This is a genomic window from Pseudomonas sp. NBB, from assembly GCF_032701105.1.
GTDB lineage: Bacteria > Pseudomonadota > Gammaproteobacteria > Pseudomonadales > Pseudomonadaceae > Aquipseudomonas > Aquipseudomonas asiatica.
On sequence record NZ_CP103994.1, the window covers coordinates 2181557 to 2197385 of the forward strand.

The 15829-nt window shown below is 63.6% G+C and carries 11 protein-coding genes and 1 pseudogene; 5 read left to right on the forward strand and 7 right to left on the reverse strand.

Annotated features, from left to right (window positions below; all coding sequences use genetic code 11):
- Positions 1-33 precede the first annotated feature (33 nt).
- On the forward strand, positions 34-744 hold the full coding sequence (locus NY023_RS10190) for a response regulator (protein WP_013971938.1): 711 nt from the start codon (positions 34-36) through the stop codon (positions 742-744).
- Positions 741-2096: an ATP-binding protein gene (locus tag NY023_RS10195; RefSeq protein ID WP_013971939.1), complete on the forward strand. Its 1356-nt coding sequence runs from the start codon at positions 741-743 to the stop codon at positions 2094-2096. The genes NY023_RS10190 and NY023_RS10195 overlap by 4 nt, the downstream gene beginning before the upstream one ends.
- On the opposite strand, the gene NY023_RS10200 is transcribed toward NY023_RS10195, so the two are convergent.
- From NY023_RS10200 to NY023_RS10220, 5 genes and pseudogenes are all read right to left on the reverse strand, one after another.
- Positions 2097-2561 (reverse strand): DUF1348 family protein, encoded by a 465-nt coding sequence (locus tag NY023_RS10200; RefSeq protein WP_013971940.1) that lies wholly within the window; start codon positions 2559-2561, stop codon positions 2097-2099.
- 153 nt (positions 2562-2714) lie between these two features.
- A pseudogene (locus NY023_RS10205) lies at positions 2715-3143 on the reverse strand (LLM class flavin-dependent oxidoreductase); the annotation flags it as partial.
- A gap of 4 nt (positions 3144-3147) precedes the next feature.
- Positions 3148-3951: a 2,5-didehydrogluconate reductase DkgB gene (gene dkgB / locus NY023_RS10210; RefSeq protein ID WP_013971942.1), complete on the reverse strand. Its 804-nt coding sequence runs from the start codon at positions 3949-3951 to the stop codon at positions 3148-3150.
- Between the two features lie 355 nt (positions 3952-4306).
- Positions 4307-4801, reverse strand: coding sequence for a DUF934 domain-containing protein (locus NY023_RS10215; RefSeq protein WP_013971943.1), 495 nt, complete (start codon positions 4799-4801; stop codon positions 4307-4309).
- Complete coding sequence (locus tag NY023_RS10220) at positions 4785-6437, reverse strand: nitrite/sulfite reductase (RefSeq protein WP_013971944.1); 1653 nt, start codon at positions 6435-6437, stop codon at positions 4785-4787. Before NY023_RS10220 ends, NY023_RS10215 begins: the two co-directional genes overlap by 17 nt.
- Before the next feature lie 213 nt (positions 6438-6650).
- Between NY023_RS10220 and NY023_RS10225 the strand changes: the two genes are divergently transcribed.
- A complete protein-coding gene (locus tag NY023_RS10225; RefSeq protein WP_013971945.1) occupies positions 6651-7727 on the forward strand; it encodes an ABC transporter substrate-binding protein in 1077 nt (358 codons plus the stop codon).
- A 263-nt stretch (positions 7728-7990) separates the two neighbouring features.
- Here NY023_RS10225 and NY023_RS10230 read toward each other — a convergent pair whose 3' ends face one another.
- Both NY023_RS10230 and metH read right to left on the reverse strand, forming a co-directional pair.
- A complete protein-coding gene (locus NY023_RS10230) occupies positions 7991-8206 on the reverse strand; it encodes a DUF2970 domain-containing protein (protein WP_003256398.1) in 216 nt (71 codons plus the stop codon).
- A 160-nt stretch (positions 8207-8366) separates the two neighbouring features.
- Positions 8367-12074, reverse strand: a complete 3708-nt coding sequence (gene metH, locus NY023_RS10235) for a methionine synthase (protein WP_013971946.1) — start codon at positions 12072-12074, stop codon at positions 8367-8369.
- A 183-nt stretch (positions 12075-12257) separates the two neighbouring features.
- On the opposite strand from metH, the gene NY023_RS10240 reads away from it, so the two are divergent.
- Together NY023_RS10240 and NY023_RS10245 are read left to right on the forward strand one after the other, a co-directional pair.
- Positions 12258-14558, forward strand: a complete 2301-nt coding sequence (locus NY023_RS10240; RefSeq protein WP_044047233.1) for a fatty acid cis/trans isomerase — start codon at positions 12258-12260, stop codon at positions 14556-14558.
- A gap of 235 nt (positions 14559-14793) precedes the next feature.
- Positions 14794-15828, forward strand: a complete 1035-nt coding sequence (locus tag NY023_RS10245) for an acyltransferase family protein (protein ID WP_013971948.1) — start codon at positions 14794-14796, stop codon at positions 15826-15828.
- Position 15829 lies beyond the last annotated feature (1 nt).

The window sequence follows — 15829 nt, forward strand, 5'->3', positions numbered from 1 at the left end:
CGGCCTGATAACCTTGTTTTGCGGTGCTTTTTTGTGAGCCATTTGCTGATAGTCGACGATGATGTCGAGGTGCTCGACCTGCTGCAGAAGTTTCTCTGCCAACATGGCTACGAGGTTGATGTGGCCAGGGATGGCAAGGCGCTGTGGCAGGCCGTCGAGCGGCGGGTGCCGGACCTGGTCATCCTGGATGTGATGCTGCCTGGCGACAGTGGCCTGGTGTTGTGCCAGCGCCTGCTGGCCGAGCACAAGGTGGCAGTGATCATGCTCACCGCCATGGGCGAGTTGAGTGACCGGGTGGTTGGCCTGGAGCTGGGGGCAGACGACTACCTGACGAAACCGTTCGCCGCCCGTGAACTGCTGGCCCGGGTGAGGGCAGTGCTGCGCCGTGCCGGCGAAGCGGCCGGGAACGCGGCGGGCCATGCCTGCGCGACCCTGGAGTTTGCCGGCTGGCGGCTGGATGTGGTGCGGCGCGAGCTGCGTTCGCCGGACAACGTCATGATCCCCTTGTCCAACGGTGAGTTCGAGCTGCTGCTGGTGTTCGCCGAACATCCGCGGCGGGTGCTCAGCCGCCAGCAGTTGCTGGACATGGCCCGTGGCGATGCCTACGACGCCTATGATCGCAGTATCGACGTCCAGGTCAGCCGGCTGCGCCGCAAGCTTGAAACCGACAACGGCAACGAGCCGTTGATCCGTACCCTGCGCAACGCCGGTTACCTGTTCACGCCCACGGTCGCGAAGCGATGAAGCTGCTCGCCAGGGTTCGCCAGGCCCTGCCACGGCCCAGGATCACCATTGCCCGCTGGATCGCGCTGACCACCCTGACGGCGATGCTGTTCCTGTTGCTGCTCAAGGGGCTGTTCAGCCTGTTGCTGAGTGTCTGGGCGCAGCCACCGCTGCTGGAGAGCGGGGTGATCGAGAAGGTTGCAGCGGTCACTCGCATCCTCGACGTCGCGCCCATGGCGCAGCGCGCCAACATCGCCAGTGCGGCGGGCGACGGCTCATACTCCGTGCGCTGGCTGCGCCGCCATGACGAAGCGGGCGTACCCGTGCTGGTCGATGCCGAGTTCAGCGAGGGCACGCCTATCCTGCGCGCATTGCTCAAGCGCCCGGATGCCAGGGTCGAGGCCTTCGCACCGTCCGACATGCCGGAGTACGCACCTGAGCGTGGTTATGCGCTGATGATCGAGCTGACCGACAAGTCCTGGGTGCTGTTCCGTGCCACCAACCGTAGCTGGGGCCTGGACGAACTGCCGCGCAACCTGATCATCCTCGGGCTGATGCTGGTTTCCAGCCTTGTCGTCGCGCTGCTGGCCACCCGCTACCTGGCCAAGCCGCTGGAGCGCTTTGCCGAAGGTGCGCGGCGTTTTGGCAAGGACTTCAACGCCCCGCCCATTCCGGTGGTTGGCCCGCACGACCTGCGTCAGACCATTCTTGCGTTCAATGCCACCCAGGCGCAGCTCAAGCATTTTCTCAACGACCGCACCCAGATGCTCGCGGCCATCTCCCATGACCTGCGTGCACCGCTGACCCGCATGCGCTTGCGCGCCGAGTTCATCGACGATGCCCAGCTACAGGCCAAGTTGTTCAAGGACGTCGACGAGATGCAGGCGATGGTCGATGCGGCGTTGGGGTTCTTCCGTGATGACGCGCGGCTGGAACAGACGACCGTATTCGACCTCGGCGAATTGCTGCTGACCGTGGTGGACGACTTCAAGGATGCGGGGGTCGAGGTCGGCCTCAGCGGGCCGCGTCGCTGTGTGTATACGGGGCGGCCGGTGGGTATCAAGCGGGTGCTGGTCAACTTGATCGACAATGCAGCGAAATACGGCTGCGAGCCCACGGTGGTGTTGGCGGTAAATACCAGGCAGATCGAGATTACCGTGCAGGATCGCGGGCCGGGCATTGCGCCGGAGCTGCACGAGCAGGTATTCGCGCCGTTCTACCGTATCGAAGGTTCACGCAACCGCAATACCGGTGGCGTGGGGCTGGGCCTGCCCGCAGCACGTGCCATCGTGCTGGAGCAGGGGGGCAGCATGTCCCTGGGCAACCGCCCGGGTGGCGGGCTGGAAGTCAGGATCATGCTGCCGCAGGGCTGATCAGAGCCCCAGTTCGCTGAGCCCGGGGTGATCATCCGGGCGCCGGCCCAGCGGCCAGTGGAACTTGCGCTCGGCTTCACTGATAGGGTGCTCGTTGATGCTCGAATGGCGGTTCTGCATCAACCCGTCCTCGGCAAACTCCCAGTTCTCATTGCCATAGGCGCGGTACCACTGGCCACTGTCGTCGTGGTACTCGTAGGCATAGCGCACGGCAATGCGGTTGCCGGTGAAGGCCCAAAGCTCCTTGATCAGGCGGTACTCCAGTTCATGGTTCCATTTACGCGTCAGGAACGCCTCGACCTCGGCACGACCGCGCGGGAACTCGGCGCGGTTGCGCCACACGGTGTCGATGGTATAGGCAAGCGCGACCTTGGCCGGGTCGCGGCTGTTCCAGCCATCCTCGGCCAGGCGGACCTTTTCGATGGCGCTTTCGCGGGTGAAGGGCGGCAGGGGTGGGCGGGACATCGCGATACTCCTCAGTTCGATTGGCTGGTAGGAGAGTAGTAGCCGCTGGCCGAATAGAGAATGGGTGTGCCTGGCACATCATAATTGCAGTGCGTGGAACAATGAAGACCGCCGGAGATGGGGCAAGGGGGCTCTATCAGGCTGTGTCGGCTGGTACTCCACCGGCCGGTCACCACTGGCCACGCCCAGCAGCAGGCGGTTGCCACTGAGGCGCTGCACGCTGTTGGCCGATTTCAGGGTCAGCAGCGGTTCGCGAATCGGCAGCACCACGGCGGCCGTGCCAAGCAGGATGTCGCGGGTTACCCCGGCCAGGTAGCCGAGGTAGGCAAACACCTCGAACACCTGGGCGGCATCGCCGAACGACGGGTCGTACAGCGGCACATCGCGGACCCACAGGGCGCGGTAGCCTAGGCGATCGGCCAGTTGTGCCAGTTCTGCGTGGCGGGCCAGGTCCGGCTCGCCGAACTGGCGGCCATCGCGGCGCCGCGCCTGGTCGCCGGCGGGGGTCCAGTCGTGGTCCAGCGGCGCTTCCAGGCCGATGCTGAAGCCGCCAGCGGTCAGGCGTTCGAGGGGCGTGGTCATGGCATCAATCCCAGATTGGCGCCAGGCCGTCAGGGCTGACTTCACGGCCGTTGCGCTCGAGCTTGGCGATGCGTGCCATGTCGTCAGCGTCCAGCTTCAGGTCACGTGCGAGCAGGTTGCTGGCCAGGTTTTCCCGCTTGGTCGACGACGGGATCACCGCGTAGCCCAGCTGCAGGGCCCAGGCCAGGGCAACCTGGGCCACGGTGGCCTTGTGCTTGGCGGCGATGTCGGCCAGTACCGGGTCTTTCAGCACCTTGCCGTAGGCCAGGGTCATGTACGAGGTGACGGTGATGCCTTGCTCCTTGAGGAACGCGGTCAGCTTGCCGTTCTGCAGGTAGGGGCTGAGTTCGATCTGGTTGGTGGCGATCTCGCCTTCGCCGACCACTTCGATGGCCTGGCGGGTCAGTTCGATGTTGAAGTTGGACACACCGATCTGGCGGGCCAGGCCCAGCTTCTTGGCTTCGGCCAGGGCGGCCATGTACTCGGGCAGCGCAACGCCGTTGCCTGGGGCCGGCCAGTGGATCAGCAGCAGGTCGACGTAGTCGGTGCCCAGTTTTTGCAGGCTGTCGCGCAGGCTGGGGACCAGCTTGTCGGCGGCGTAGTTTTCGACCCAGATCTTGGTGGTGATGAACAGCTCGCCGCGCTTGACGCCGCTTTCGGCGATGGCCTGGCCGACGTCGGCTTCGTTCTTGTAGATCTGCGCGGTGTCGATGACGCGGTAGCCAAGTTCCAGGGCCGACTTGACCGAATCGATGACGGCTTGGCCGGTTAGGCGAAAGGTGCCGAGGCCGAAGGATGGAACGCTCATGGATCTGCTCCTGGTGAGTGAGGGGGTGAGCCGAATCGAGGTTGGTCGCTCGGGTTCGATCGCTCTTCGTGTGGGGAGCAGTGTGCGGCTTTGAGGGGGATTGATTAAGGTGGGGCGGGGCCAAGGTCATTTGACTGGGAGGCAAGAATAGGTCGCTGTGCCGTGACTGTTGCTGGGGGAATGCAGGGTAAACCTGTACCGGCCTCTTCGCGGGTGAACCCGCTCCCACAGGGACCGCGCCGCACTCAAGAACGGTGCAGTACCTGTGGGAGCGGGTTCACCCGCGAAGAGGCCGGTACAGGAAAACGAAACGGCCCGCCATATAGGCGGGCCGTCTGGCATTGCAAGGTGACGATCAGCGGCGGCGGAACAGCGGCAGCGGCTCGTCGGTGGCGGCCTGGTAGGTCACCGAGAAGTCCTTCAGGCTTTGCAGCGCGTCTTCCGGGTCCTTGTCGGCGCGGATGGCGAACGCGTCAAAGCCGCAACGGGCCATGAAGAACAGTTGGTCGCGCAGCACGTCGCCGATGGCGCGCAGTTCGCCCTTGAACTTGTAGCGGTCACGCAGCAGGCGCGCATTGGAGTAGTTGCGCCCGTCGGTGAACGCCGGAAAGTTCAGTGCGATGACCTGGAAGTGCTGCACGTCTTCGCCGATTTCTTCGGCTTCTTCGTCACTGTCCAGCCATATGCCCAGCCCACCGTCACGGGCTTTGAGCGCATGGGCATGGTCGCGCCACATCTGCAGCGGGACGATGTAGTCGTCGCAGTTGGTCAGCTCGTCAAAGGACGTTTCCTTGGGCAGCAGATGCCAGGTTTCGTCGACGATCTGGTTGTTCTTAATGATTCGCTGCATAGACGCGTTCCTTGAAGGGGTCGATGCCGATACGCTGGTAGGTGTCGATGAAACGCTCTTCCTCGGTACGTTGCTCGACGTACACGGCGATCAGCTTCTCGATCACATCGGCCATGTCATCCTGGGCAAAGGACGGGCCGAGAATCTTGCCAAGGCTCGCGCCACGCGCGGCATTGCCGCCCAGCGACACCTGGTAGAACTCCTCACCCTTCTTGTCCACGCCGAGGATGCCGATGTGGCCCACGTGGTGGTGGCCGCAGGCGTTCATGCAGCCGGAGATGTTCAGGTCGATCTCGCCGATGTCGAACAGGTAGTCCAGGTCGTCGAAGCGGCGCTGGATGGATTCGGCAATCGGGATCGACTTGGCGTTGGCCAGCGAGCAGTAGTCACCGCCCGGGCAGCAGATGATGTCGGTCAGCAGGCCGATGTTCGGGGTAGCGAAGCCGTTTTCGCGCAGCTCCAGCCACAGGGCATGCAGCTGACGCTGCTCGACGTCGGCAAGAATGATGTTCTGCTCGTGCGACGTGCGCAGGAAACCGAAGCTGTAGCGCTCGGCCAGGTCGGCCACGGCGTCCAGCTGCTTGTCGGTGACATCGCCAGGTGCAACGCCGGTGGGCTTCAGCGACAGGGTCACGGCCACGTAGCCAGGGCGCTTGTGGGCGCGGGTGTTGCGCGAGCGCCAGCGGGCGAAGCCTGGGTACTCGGCGTCCTGCGCGGCGTAGTCGACGTTGTCCAGGGCCAGGTAGGCCGGGTCGACGAAGTGGCGCGATACACGCTGCACTTCGGCTTCGGTCAGGGTGGTGCTGCCGCCGCGCAGGTGGACCATTTCGGCCTCGACCTTCTCGGCGAACACTTCCGGGGTAAGGGCCTTGACCAGGATCTTGATCCGCGCCTTGTACTTGTTGTCACGGCGACCGTAACGGTTGTACACGCGCAGGATGGCGTCAAGGTAGCTGATCAGGTCCTGCCACGGCAGGAACTCGTTGATGAACGAGCCAACCACCGGGGTACGGCCCAGGCCGCCACCGACCAGCACACGGAAGCCCAGCTCGCCAGCGGCATTGCGCACCGGCTCCAGGCCGATGTCGTGCACTTCGATGGCGGCGCGGTCTTCCTGCGAGCCGTTGATGGCAATCTTGAACTTGCGCGGCAGGTAGGCGAATTCCGGGTGGAAGGTGGTCCACTGACGGACGATTTCGCACCACGGGCGCGGATCGACGATTTCGTCTGCGGCCACACCGGCGAACTGGTCGGTGGTGGTGTTGCGCAGGCAGTTGCCGCTGGTCTGAATCGCGTGCATCTGCACGGTGGCCAGTTCGGCGAGGATGTCCGGGATGTCCTCCAGGGCCGGCCAGTTGAACTGCACGTTCTGGCGGGTGGAGATGTGGGCGTAGCCCTTGTCGTAGTCGCGGGCGATCCTGGCCAGGGTGCGGACCTGGGTGGCGTTCAGCTGGCCGTACGGCACGGCGACGCGCAGCATCGGCGCGAAACGTTGGATGTAAAGGCCGTTCTGCAGGCGCAGAGGGCGGAATTCTTCTTCGCTCAGCTCACCGGCCAGATAGCGGCGGGTCTGATCACGGAACTGCTTGACGCGGTCCTCGATGATCCGCTGATCGTACTCGTCGTATACGTACATAAAAGTCCTGTCTCAGGCATGCAGCTATTCGCGCGCACGGCCGCGCACTCCGCTTCGGAGCCGGGGAACGATAGCAGGTTGCGTTTATGCGCTAAAGTGATGTTTTTGCATATGAAAAGAACCAAATGGACTATGTGAGACTGACTGCCATTTGTGCGCTGGGCGTGGCTTGGCGTTTATAATCCGGCGTTTGCTTCGCAGGGATGTCAGCCCATGCTCAAGGCGTTGTGCCAAAGCTTGTGTCTTGCCTTGCCGCTGGCGGCAAGTGCGCAACCGGCTTCGGTGGTTTTCCTCAACCCGGGGCTGTCCACCGAGACGTTCTGGACCAGTTATACGCGCTTCATGCAGGCCGCCGCGGATGAGCTGGGCATGACCCTGCGCGTGGAGTACAGCGAACGCCGCGCCGACCTGGCGCTGACCCAGGCCAGGGCTATCCTGGGCGGACCGCAGCGGCCGGATTACCTGGTCCTGGTCAATGAGCGGTACGTGGCGCCGGAGATCATCCGGCTGTCGCGTGGCACCGGCGTCAAACTGTTCCTGGTCAACAACGGCCTGACTGCCAGCCAGGCCCGTAGCATCGAGGCCCAGCCGGACAAGTATGCCGAGCTGCTGGGCACCTTGACGGCCAACGACGAGCAGGCGGGTTTTGAGATGTTGCACCAGATGGTCGCGCAATTGCCCCGCGACAGTGGGCCGGTGGACCTGCTGGCGTTTGCCGGGGTCAAGACCACCCCGGCCTCGCAGCTGCGCGAGGAGGGCATGCGCCGCGCCCTGGCCGACTTCCCCCAGGTGCGCCTGCGCCAGGTGGTATATGGTGGTTGGAGCCGCCAGCGCGCCTACGAGCAGGCGCAGCAACTGGTGGAGCGCTACCCGGCCACCCGCCTGGTATGGTCGGCCAACGACGAAATGGCCTTTGGTGCCATGCAGGCGTTCGAGGAGGCAGGGCGCAAGCCGGGGCGCGATGTGCTGTTCAGCGCCATCAACAGCTCGCCCGAGGCCCTGCATGCCCGAATCGACGGGCGTCTTAGCGTGCTGATGGGCGGGCATTTCACCCTCGGCGGCTGGGCCATGGTGATGCTGCACGATGATGCCCAGGGACTGACGGTGAACCGCGATGGCCTGCGCGAGCATCGCATCCCGGTGTTGCAGTCGATTGACCAGGCCAAGGCAACCCGTTGGCTGAAACTACTGGAACGGCCCGACTACGGTATCGATTTCCAGCATTACAGTGCCGAAGGGCGGCCGCCCGACTACCAGTACCCATTTCTGACATCACCGATCAATTATTGAAAGACCCTGCTTGAGGGAAGGGCATTGCTCGTCTTAACTGCTGGTGGTGAAGTGCATTCCCATAACCACTACAAGAGGCAATGCAATGGGAAACTCAACCAAGGTCCGCAAAGCTGACAGCAGCGTCGATGCCTGGGCGATCCTCTGCCTGATCGTTCTGGTGGTGGTCACTGCCGTGTATTGGGTCAGCCACCAGTAGACTTGTATTCAAGACCGTGATGCAGCCAGAGCGCCTGCGGGAGGGAGTCCCGCAGGCGTTTTCGCTAGCGCGCAAGGTGCAGGGCCAATTGCACCAGGCCGATCAGTACGGCAATGAACACCAGGGTGAACAGCGTCCCCAGCGCAATGAAATGGCTGGCCTTGCCGTGGGTGAAGTCGCGGGCGCGGTTCTTGCCGCTTTGCACGCCGAAGGCGGCAGCGAGGATGCTGTGCAGCATCTGCCAGAAGGTAGGGGGCTTGCCCTGGCTGGAATCGTCCATGGTGGCTCCTGAGGAAATCAGAGGCAATCAGGGACAGTGTAGGTGGCTATTGGGGCTGCTGTGCAGCCCATTGCGACACAAGGCCGCTCCTACAAAGGATTGCATTCTCCTGTAGGAGCGGCCTTGTGTCGCGATGGGCCGCAAAGCGGCCCCAAGGGTCTTAGCTGTCGTAACCCAGGTTAGGCGCCAACCAGCGCTCGCTGACGCTCACATCCTGGCCCTTGCGCGCGCTGTAGCGCTCGATCTGGTCCTTGTCGACCTTGCCCACCGCAAAGTACTGCGCCTGCGGGTGGGCAAAGTACCAGCCGCTGACCGCCGCCGCCGGGAACATCGCAAAGTGGTCGGTGAGGAACACGCCGCTCGGCCCGGTCTCACCGATGGCAGTGCCATCAAGCAGGCGGAACAGGGTTTCCTTCTCTGTGTGGTCCGGGCAGGCCGGGTAGCCGGGGGCCGGGCGGATGCCGCGGTACTGCTCCTTGATCAGCGCCTCGTTGTCGAGGTGTTCGTCGCGGGCATAACCCCAGTGCTCTTTACGCACCTGCTCGTGCAGCCATTCGGCACAGGCCTCGGCCAGGCGGTCGGCCAGGGCCTTGACCATGATCGAACTGTAGTCGTCGCCCTTGTCCTGGTAGGCCTTGGCCACTTCCTCGGCACCGATGCCGGCGGTAGTGATGAAACCGCCCACGTAGTCGGTAACGCCACTGGCCTTCGGCGCGACGAAGTCGGCCAGCGACCAGTTGGGCTTGCCGTCCGGCTTGATGGTCTGCTGGCGCAGGTGGTGCAGGGTAGCCAGGGCCTGGCCGTCCTCGCCGTACACTTCAATATCGTCATCGGCTACCTGGTTGGCCGGCCAGAAGCCGAACACCGCGCGGGCGCTGATGAGTTTTTCGTCGATCAGTTTGTCGAGCATCTCGCGGGCATCTTTGTAAAGCGCCGTCGCCGCTTCGCCGACCACTTCGTCGGTGAGGATGCGCGGGAACTTGCCGGCCAGGTCCCAGGAGATGAAGAACGGGGTCCAGTCGATGTACTCGGCCAGCGTGCGCAGGTCGATGTCTTCCAGCACCTTGACGCCGGTGAAGGAGGGCACCGCTGGCTGGTAGCCAGCCCAGTCGTACTGCGGCTTGGCGGCGATAGCCTGGGCGTAGCTCAGGCGCTCGGTGCGGGCACTGCGGTTGGCGGTGCGCTCGCGTACTTCTTCGTATTCCTGGCGGGTCTTCTCGACGAAGCCGGCTTTCAGCTCCTTGGACAGCAACTGGGTGGCAACACCTACCGCGCGCGAGGCGTCGGTGACGTAGACCACGGCGTCGTTGCTGTACTTGGGCTCGATCTTGACTGCGGTGTGCGCCTTGGAGGTGGTGGCGCCGCCGATCATCAGCGGCAACTGGAAGCCCTGGCGCTGCATTTCGCGGGCCACGTGGACCATCTCGTCCAGCGACGGCGTGATCAGGCCGGACAGGCCGATGATGTCGCACTTCTCGTCGCGGGCGGTTTGCAGGATCTTCTCGGCCGGCACCATCACGCCGAGGTCGACGATGTCGTAGCCGTTGCAGCCCAGCACCACGCCGACGATGTTCTTGCCGATGTCGTGCACGTCGCCTTTTACCGTGGCCATCAGGATCTTGCCCTTGGCTTCCGGCTTGTCGCCTTTCTCGGCTTCGATGAACGGAATCAGGTGTGCTACCGCCTGTTTCATCACGCGGGCCGACTTGACCACCTGGGGCAGGAACATCTTGCCCGCGCCGAACAGGTCGCCGACCACGTTCATGCCATTCATCAGCGGGCCTTCGATCACTTCGATCGGGCGGGCGCACTGCTGGCGGCATTCCTCGGTGTCTTCGACGATGAACGCGGTAATGCCCTTGACCAGCGCGTGCTCCAGGCGTTTTTCCACCGGCAGCGAGCGCCACTCTTCGTTTTCCACTTCCCTGGTTGCGCCGCCGCCCTTGTAGTCGTCGGCAATGGCCAGCAGTGCGTCGGTGCCATGCGGGGTGCGGTTGAGCACCACGTCCTCGACCTTTTCACGCAGTGCAGGCGGGATCTCGTCGTAGATCTCCAGCTGGCCGGCGTTGACGATACCCATGGTCAGGCCGTTCTGGATCGCGTGGTACAGGAACACCGAGTGGATGGCTTCCCGCACCGGGTTGTTGCCACGGAACGAGAACGACACGTTGGACACACCGCCCGAGCTCAGGGCGTGCGGCAGGTGGTCGCGGATGTAGGCGCAGGCCTCGATGAAATCGACGGCGTAGTTGTTGTGCTCTTCGATGCCGGTGGCGACGGCGAAAATGTTCGGGTCGAAGATGATGTCTTCCGGCGGGAAGCCCACTTCATTGACCAGGATGTCGTAACTGCGTTGGCAGATCTCTTTCTTGCGCGCGGCCGTGTCGGCCTGGCCGACCTCGTCAAAGGCCATCACCACCACGGCAGCGCCATAACGCTTGCACAGGCGGGCGTGGTGCTTGAACTGCTCGACGCCTTCCTTCATGGAAATGGAGTTGACGATGCCCTTGCCCTGAATGCACTTGAGGCCCGCTTCGATCACTTCCCACTTGGACGAGTCGATCATGATCGGCACGCGCGAGATGTCCGGCTCGCCGGCGATCAGGTTGAGGAAGCGGACCATGGCAGCCTGGGAATCGAGCATCCCTTCGTCCATGTTGATGTCGATCACCTGGGCGCCGGCCTCGACCTGTTGCAGGGCGACTTCCAGGGCTTCGGTGTAGTTCTCTTCACGGATCAGCCGGGCGAACTTGGCAGAGCCCGTGATGTTGGTGCGCTCGCCGACGTTGACGAACAGCGACTGGCGATCGATGGTGAACGGCTCCAGGCCCGACAGGCGGCAGGCCTTGGCGATTTCCGGAATCTCGCGCGGCTTGTACTTGGCGACGGCCTCGGCAATGGCCTGGATGTGGCCCGGCGTGGTGCCGCAGCAGCCGCCGATGATGTTGAGGAAGCCGCTGGCGGCGAATTCCTCGACCACCACGGCCATTTCTGCCGGGGTTTCGTCGTATTCACCAAAGGCGTTTGGCAGGCCGGCGTTGGGGTGGGCCGAGACATGGGTGTCGGCCTTGGTCGCCAGCTCTTCCAGGTACGGGCGCAGGTCCTTGGCGCCGAGGGCGCAGTTCAGGCCCACGGAAATCGGCTTGGCGTGGCGTACCGAGTTCCAGAACGCTTCGGTGGTCTGGCCCGACAGGGTACGGCCCGAGGCGTCGGTGATGGTGCCGGAGATCATGATCGGCAGTTCGATGCCGTCTTCCTCGAACACCTGCTGCACGGCGAAGATCGCCGCCTTGGCGTTGAGGGTGTCGAAGATGGTCTCGATCAGCAGCAGGTCGGCGCCGCCCTCGATCAGGCCGCGGGTGGCCTCGATGTAGTTCGTTACCAGCTCATCGAAAGTGACGTTGCGGTAGCCTGGGTCGTTGACGTCCGGGGAAATCGAGCAGGTGCGGCTGGTAGGGCCGAGCACGCCAGCGACGAAGCGCGGCTTGTGCGGGGTTTCCAGGGTCTTGGCATCGGCCACTTGGCGGGCGATGCGCGCGCCCTCGACGTTCAGCTCGTAGACCAGCGATTCCATGCCGTAGTCGGCCTGGGAAATCTGCGTGGCGTTGAAGGTGTTGGTTTCGAGGATATCGGCGCCGGCATCCAGGTAGGCCTTTTCGATGGCGGCGATCACATCCGGGCGGCTGAGCAGCAACAGGTCGTTGTTACCTTTGACATCGCTTGGCCAATCGGCGAAACGCGTGCCACGATAGTCGTGTTCCTCGAGCCGGTAGCTTTGGATCATAGTACCCATGCCGCCGTCGAGGATCAGGATGCGCTCCTTGAGTGCGTTCTGGAGTGCTTGGAGACGAGCGCTGCGGTCGGACATAGGAACTACCTGGTCGGGCAAATTTCAGAAGGTGCAGAATCATAACAAAGCTGCGCGGTTTTTAGGCGCATCGCCCATTTGCATGAAAATGGCTCATGTTGGGCGGGCGTCGGCGAAGCAGAGCACCCAAGGACGACCAGGCAACAAATCGTGATGGCTTTCAATACCCAGGACTTTCCGCACATGGTGCATCGTATTCTTGCCGGCGTTTTCGCCCTGCTCATCTGCAGTGTGGCGTTCGGGCAAGCCCCCCAGTCGAGCCCGGCTATTTCCTACACCCGGGACATTCAACCGATCTTCACCGAGAAATGCGTGGCCTGCCACGCCTGCAACGACGCAGCCTGCCAGCTGAAGCTGGAAAGCCCCGAAGGCGCGGTGCGCGGCGCCACCAAGGTGCCGGTGTATCAGGGCGAGCGCAGCAAGGCAGTGCCCACCACGCGGCTGTTCTACGACGCCCACAGCGAGGGCGAGTGGCGCAAGAAGGGCTTTTACTCGGTGCTCGACAACCAGGGCAGCCAGGCCGCGCTGATGGCGCGCATGCTCGAGCTGGGGCACAAGACCCCGCTCACGCCCAATGCCAAGCTGCCCGAGGAAATCGTCCTGGGCCTGAATCGCAACAACATGTGCCCGTTGCCGCAAGAGTTCGATGCCTATGCCGGCGCCCACCCCAAGGAAGGCATGCCACTGGCGGTAACCGGCCTGACCGACAAGGAATACGACACCATGCGCCGCTGGCTGGCCGCCGGTGCGCCGGTCGAGTACCAGCCGATCAAGCCAAGCGCGGCCGAAGCCAAGCAGATTGCCGACTGGGAAGAGCTGCTCAACCGCCCGGGTTCCACCGAGGCGCTGGTCGGCCGCTGGCTGTACGAGCATCTGTTCCTGGCGCACATCTACTTCGTCGGTGGCGAGCAGGGCCACTTCTTCCAATGGGTACGTTCGCGTACACCGAGCGGTCAGCCGGTCGACCTGATCGCCACGCGCCGCCCCAATGACCCGCCGGGCACCGATTTCTACTACCGGTTGATCCCGGTGCAGGGCGTGATCGTGCACAAGACGCACATCACCTACCCGATGGGGCCGCAGAAGCTCAAGCGGGTCAAGCAACTGTTCTATGCCGGCGACTGGCATGCCGCCGCACTGCCAGGCTATGGCCCGCGCCACCGGGCCAACCCGTTCGAAACCTTCGAAGCGATCCCGGCAGTGGCGCGCTACCAGTTCATGCTGGATAACGCCGAATACTTCGTGCGCACCTTCATCCGCGGCCCGGTATGCCGTGGGCAGATTGCCACCGACGTGATCCGCGACAACTTCTGGGCGTTGTTCCAGGAGCCGGCCCACGACCGCTACATCACCGATGCCAAGTACCGTGGGGAGGCCACGCCGCTGCTGGCCATGCCTGGGCAGATCGATGACGTGGGCAGCGTGCTGAGCCTGTGGCACGCCTACCGTGACAAGCGCAACGAGTACGAAAAACTGCGCCGCGAAGCCTATGCCGACATGCCGGCCCCGGGCTGGGCGACGCTATGGGCCGGTAACGACAACGCGTTGCTGAGCATTTTCCGCCACTTCGACAGCGCCTCGGTGACCAAGGGCCTGATCGGTGATGTGCCGCTGACCGTGTGGCTGTTCGACTACCCATTGTTCGAGCGCACCTATTACCAGCTGGCGGTCAACTTCGATGTGTTCGGCAACGTCTCGCACCAGTTGCAGACGCGCCTGTACTTCGACCTTATCCGCAACGGCGCCGAGGTCAACTTCCTGCGCCTGATGCCGGCCGACCAGCGCAAGGCGATCCTCGGCGACTGGTACCAGAACAGCGGCAAGGTAAAGATGTGGATGGATTATGAAGAAATCGACACCGACACCCCGAGCGGCATCCAGCTCGACCCGCGCAACCCCAAGCGCGACTTCGGCCTGAAGCTTCTGCAGCGTACCGGCAGCCTGAATGCCGCGCCCGACCCCATCAACCGCTGCCAGGGCGCGTTCTGTTCACGGCCGCAGGTCAGCGAAGAGTTCCGCAATGCCGAGCAGTCGCTCAGCCGCCTGGTGTCGCGCCCGGCTGCCGGGTTGAAGGTGATCAACCAGCTGCCCGAGGCAACCATGCTGCGCATCGAAGGGCAGGGCGGCCAGCGCCAGGTGTACAGCCTGCTGCGCAACCGCGCGCACAGCAACGTGGCGTTCCTGCTGGGCGAGGCGTACCGCTACCAGCCGGGGCTGGATACCCTGACCCTGTACCCGGGCGTGCTCAGCAGCTACCCCAACTTCATCTTCAACATCCCGGCCAAGGATGTACCCGAGTTCGTCGAGGACATGGAGTATGCGAAAGATGACCCGGCCAGGTTCGAGCGCATCGTCATGCGCTGGGGTGTGCGTCGCAGTCACCCAGAGTTCTGGCGCTACTTCCATGACCTGAACAGCTTCATCAAGGAGACCGAACCGGTCGAGGCGGGCGTGCTGGACATGAACCGCTACGAAAACCTCTGATCGGTTGGGCTGACCTTTCCGATTACCCTGCGGTCGGACTTGCTGGGTGGTCCTGATCGATTGCAAGGGGGCTGCTTTGCAGCCCTTCGCGGGTAAACCCGCTCCCACAGGTATGGCACCGCTCTCGAGGTCAGCGCTAACCCGGTGGGAGCGGGTTTACCCGCGAACGAGCGCGTAGCGCTCGCCCCTGCATTCGAGCCTGGGCCTCAATGCACCGGCAACTGCAGGGTTCTCCATGCTGTATTCGCTTCAGGCACTGCGGGCGTTCGCCGCCTGGGTGGTGGTCTGCCACCATTTCATGCAGATCTTCTTCGACTTCCAAGCCTCCGGCCCCATCGGGCAACTGCTCACCGACCGCGGCGCCGCAGGCGTCGACATCTTCTTCGTCATAAGCGGGCTGGTCATCTACCTGTCGACCTGCGACAAGGCCATCGAGCCCCGCCAGTTCCTGCTCAACCGGGCGTTGCGTATCATTCCGGCCTACTGGTTCTACACGGCGCTGATGGCAACCCTGCTGTTGGCCTTCAGCCAATGGATGCCGCACCAGGCATTCACCTGGCACCACCTGCTGCTGTCGCTGCTGTTCATCCCGGCGGAAAACCCCGGTGGCTATGGCTTGTACCCGACCCTGAACGTGGGCTGGACGCTGAACTTCGAGATGTTCTTCTACCTGCTGTTCGGCCTGGCCTTTCTGGTGCGCCAGCGTCATCACCAGCTGCTGGTCACCGCCGCGCTGCTGCTGGCCAGCGAGATACTGGGCGGGCTGGGCGTGCTCAGCCGCTTCTACAGCAACGACATCATCTACGAATTCCTGCTAGGCATCGGCCTGGGCGTGCTGCACCGTCGCGGGCTGATTCACCAGGGCCGCTGGATGCCGTTGGCGTTGCTGGCGGTGGCAGGCCTTGCCATCTACCACCTGGACGCTTCCCGGCGCTTGCTGCACTGGGGCGTGCCGAGCGCAATGATCGTGCTGGCCTTCGTCGCCCTGGAGCCGGTGTTCCGCGGCAACCGGCTGCTCAAGGCGCTGGGCGACTGTTCGTATTCGGTGTACCTGGTCCATGTGCTGGTGCTGTACGCCGGCTGGTTCGCCAGCCAGCGCCTGCAGTTGAACCCGTACCTGGTGTTCGCCCTGTGCGTGCCGTCCATTGGACTAATGTCGTGGTTCAGCTACCAGTGGCTGGAGCGCGGCCTGTACCGGCGCATGCAGGCCTGGCTGGCGGCGCCACGGGGGCGGGCCCCTGAATATGCGCTTTCCCGAGTCAAATACTAGG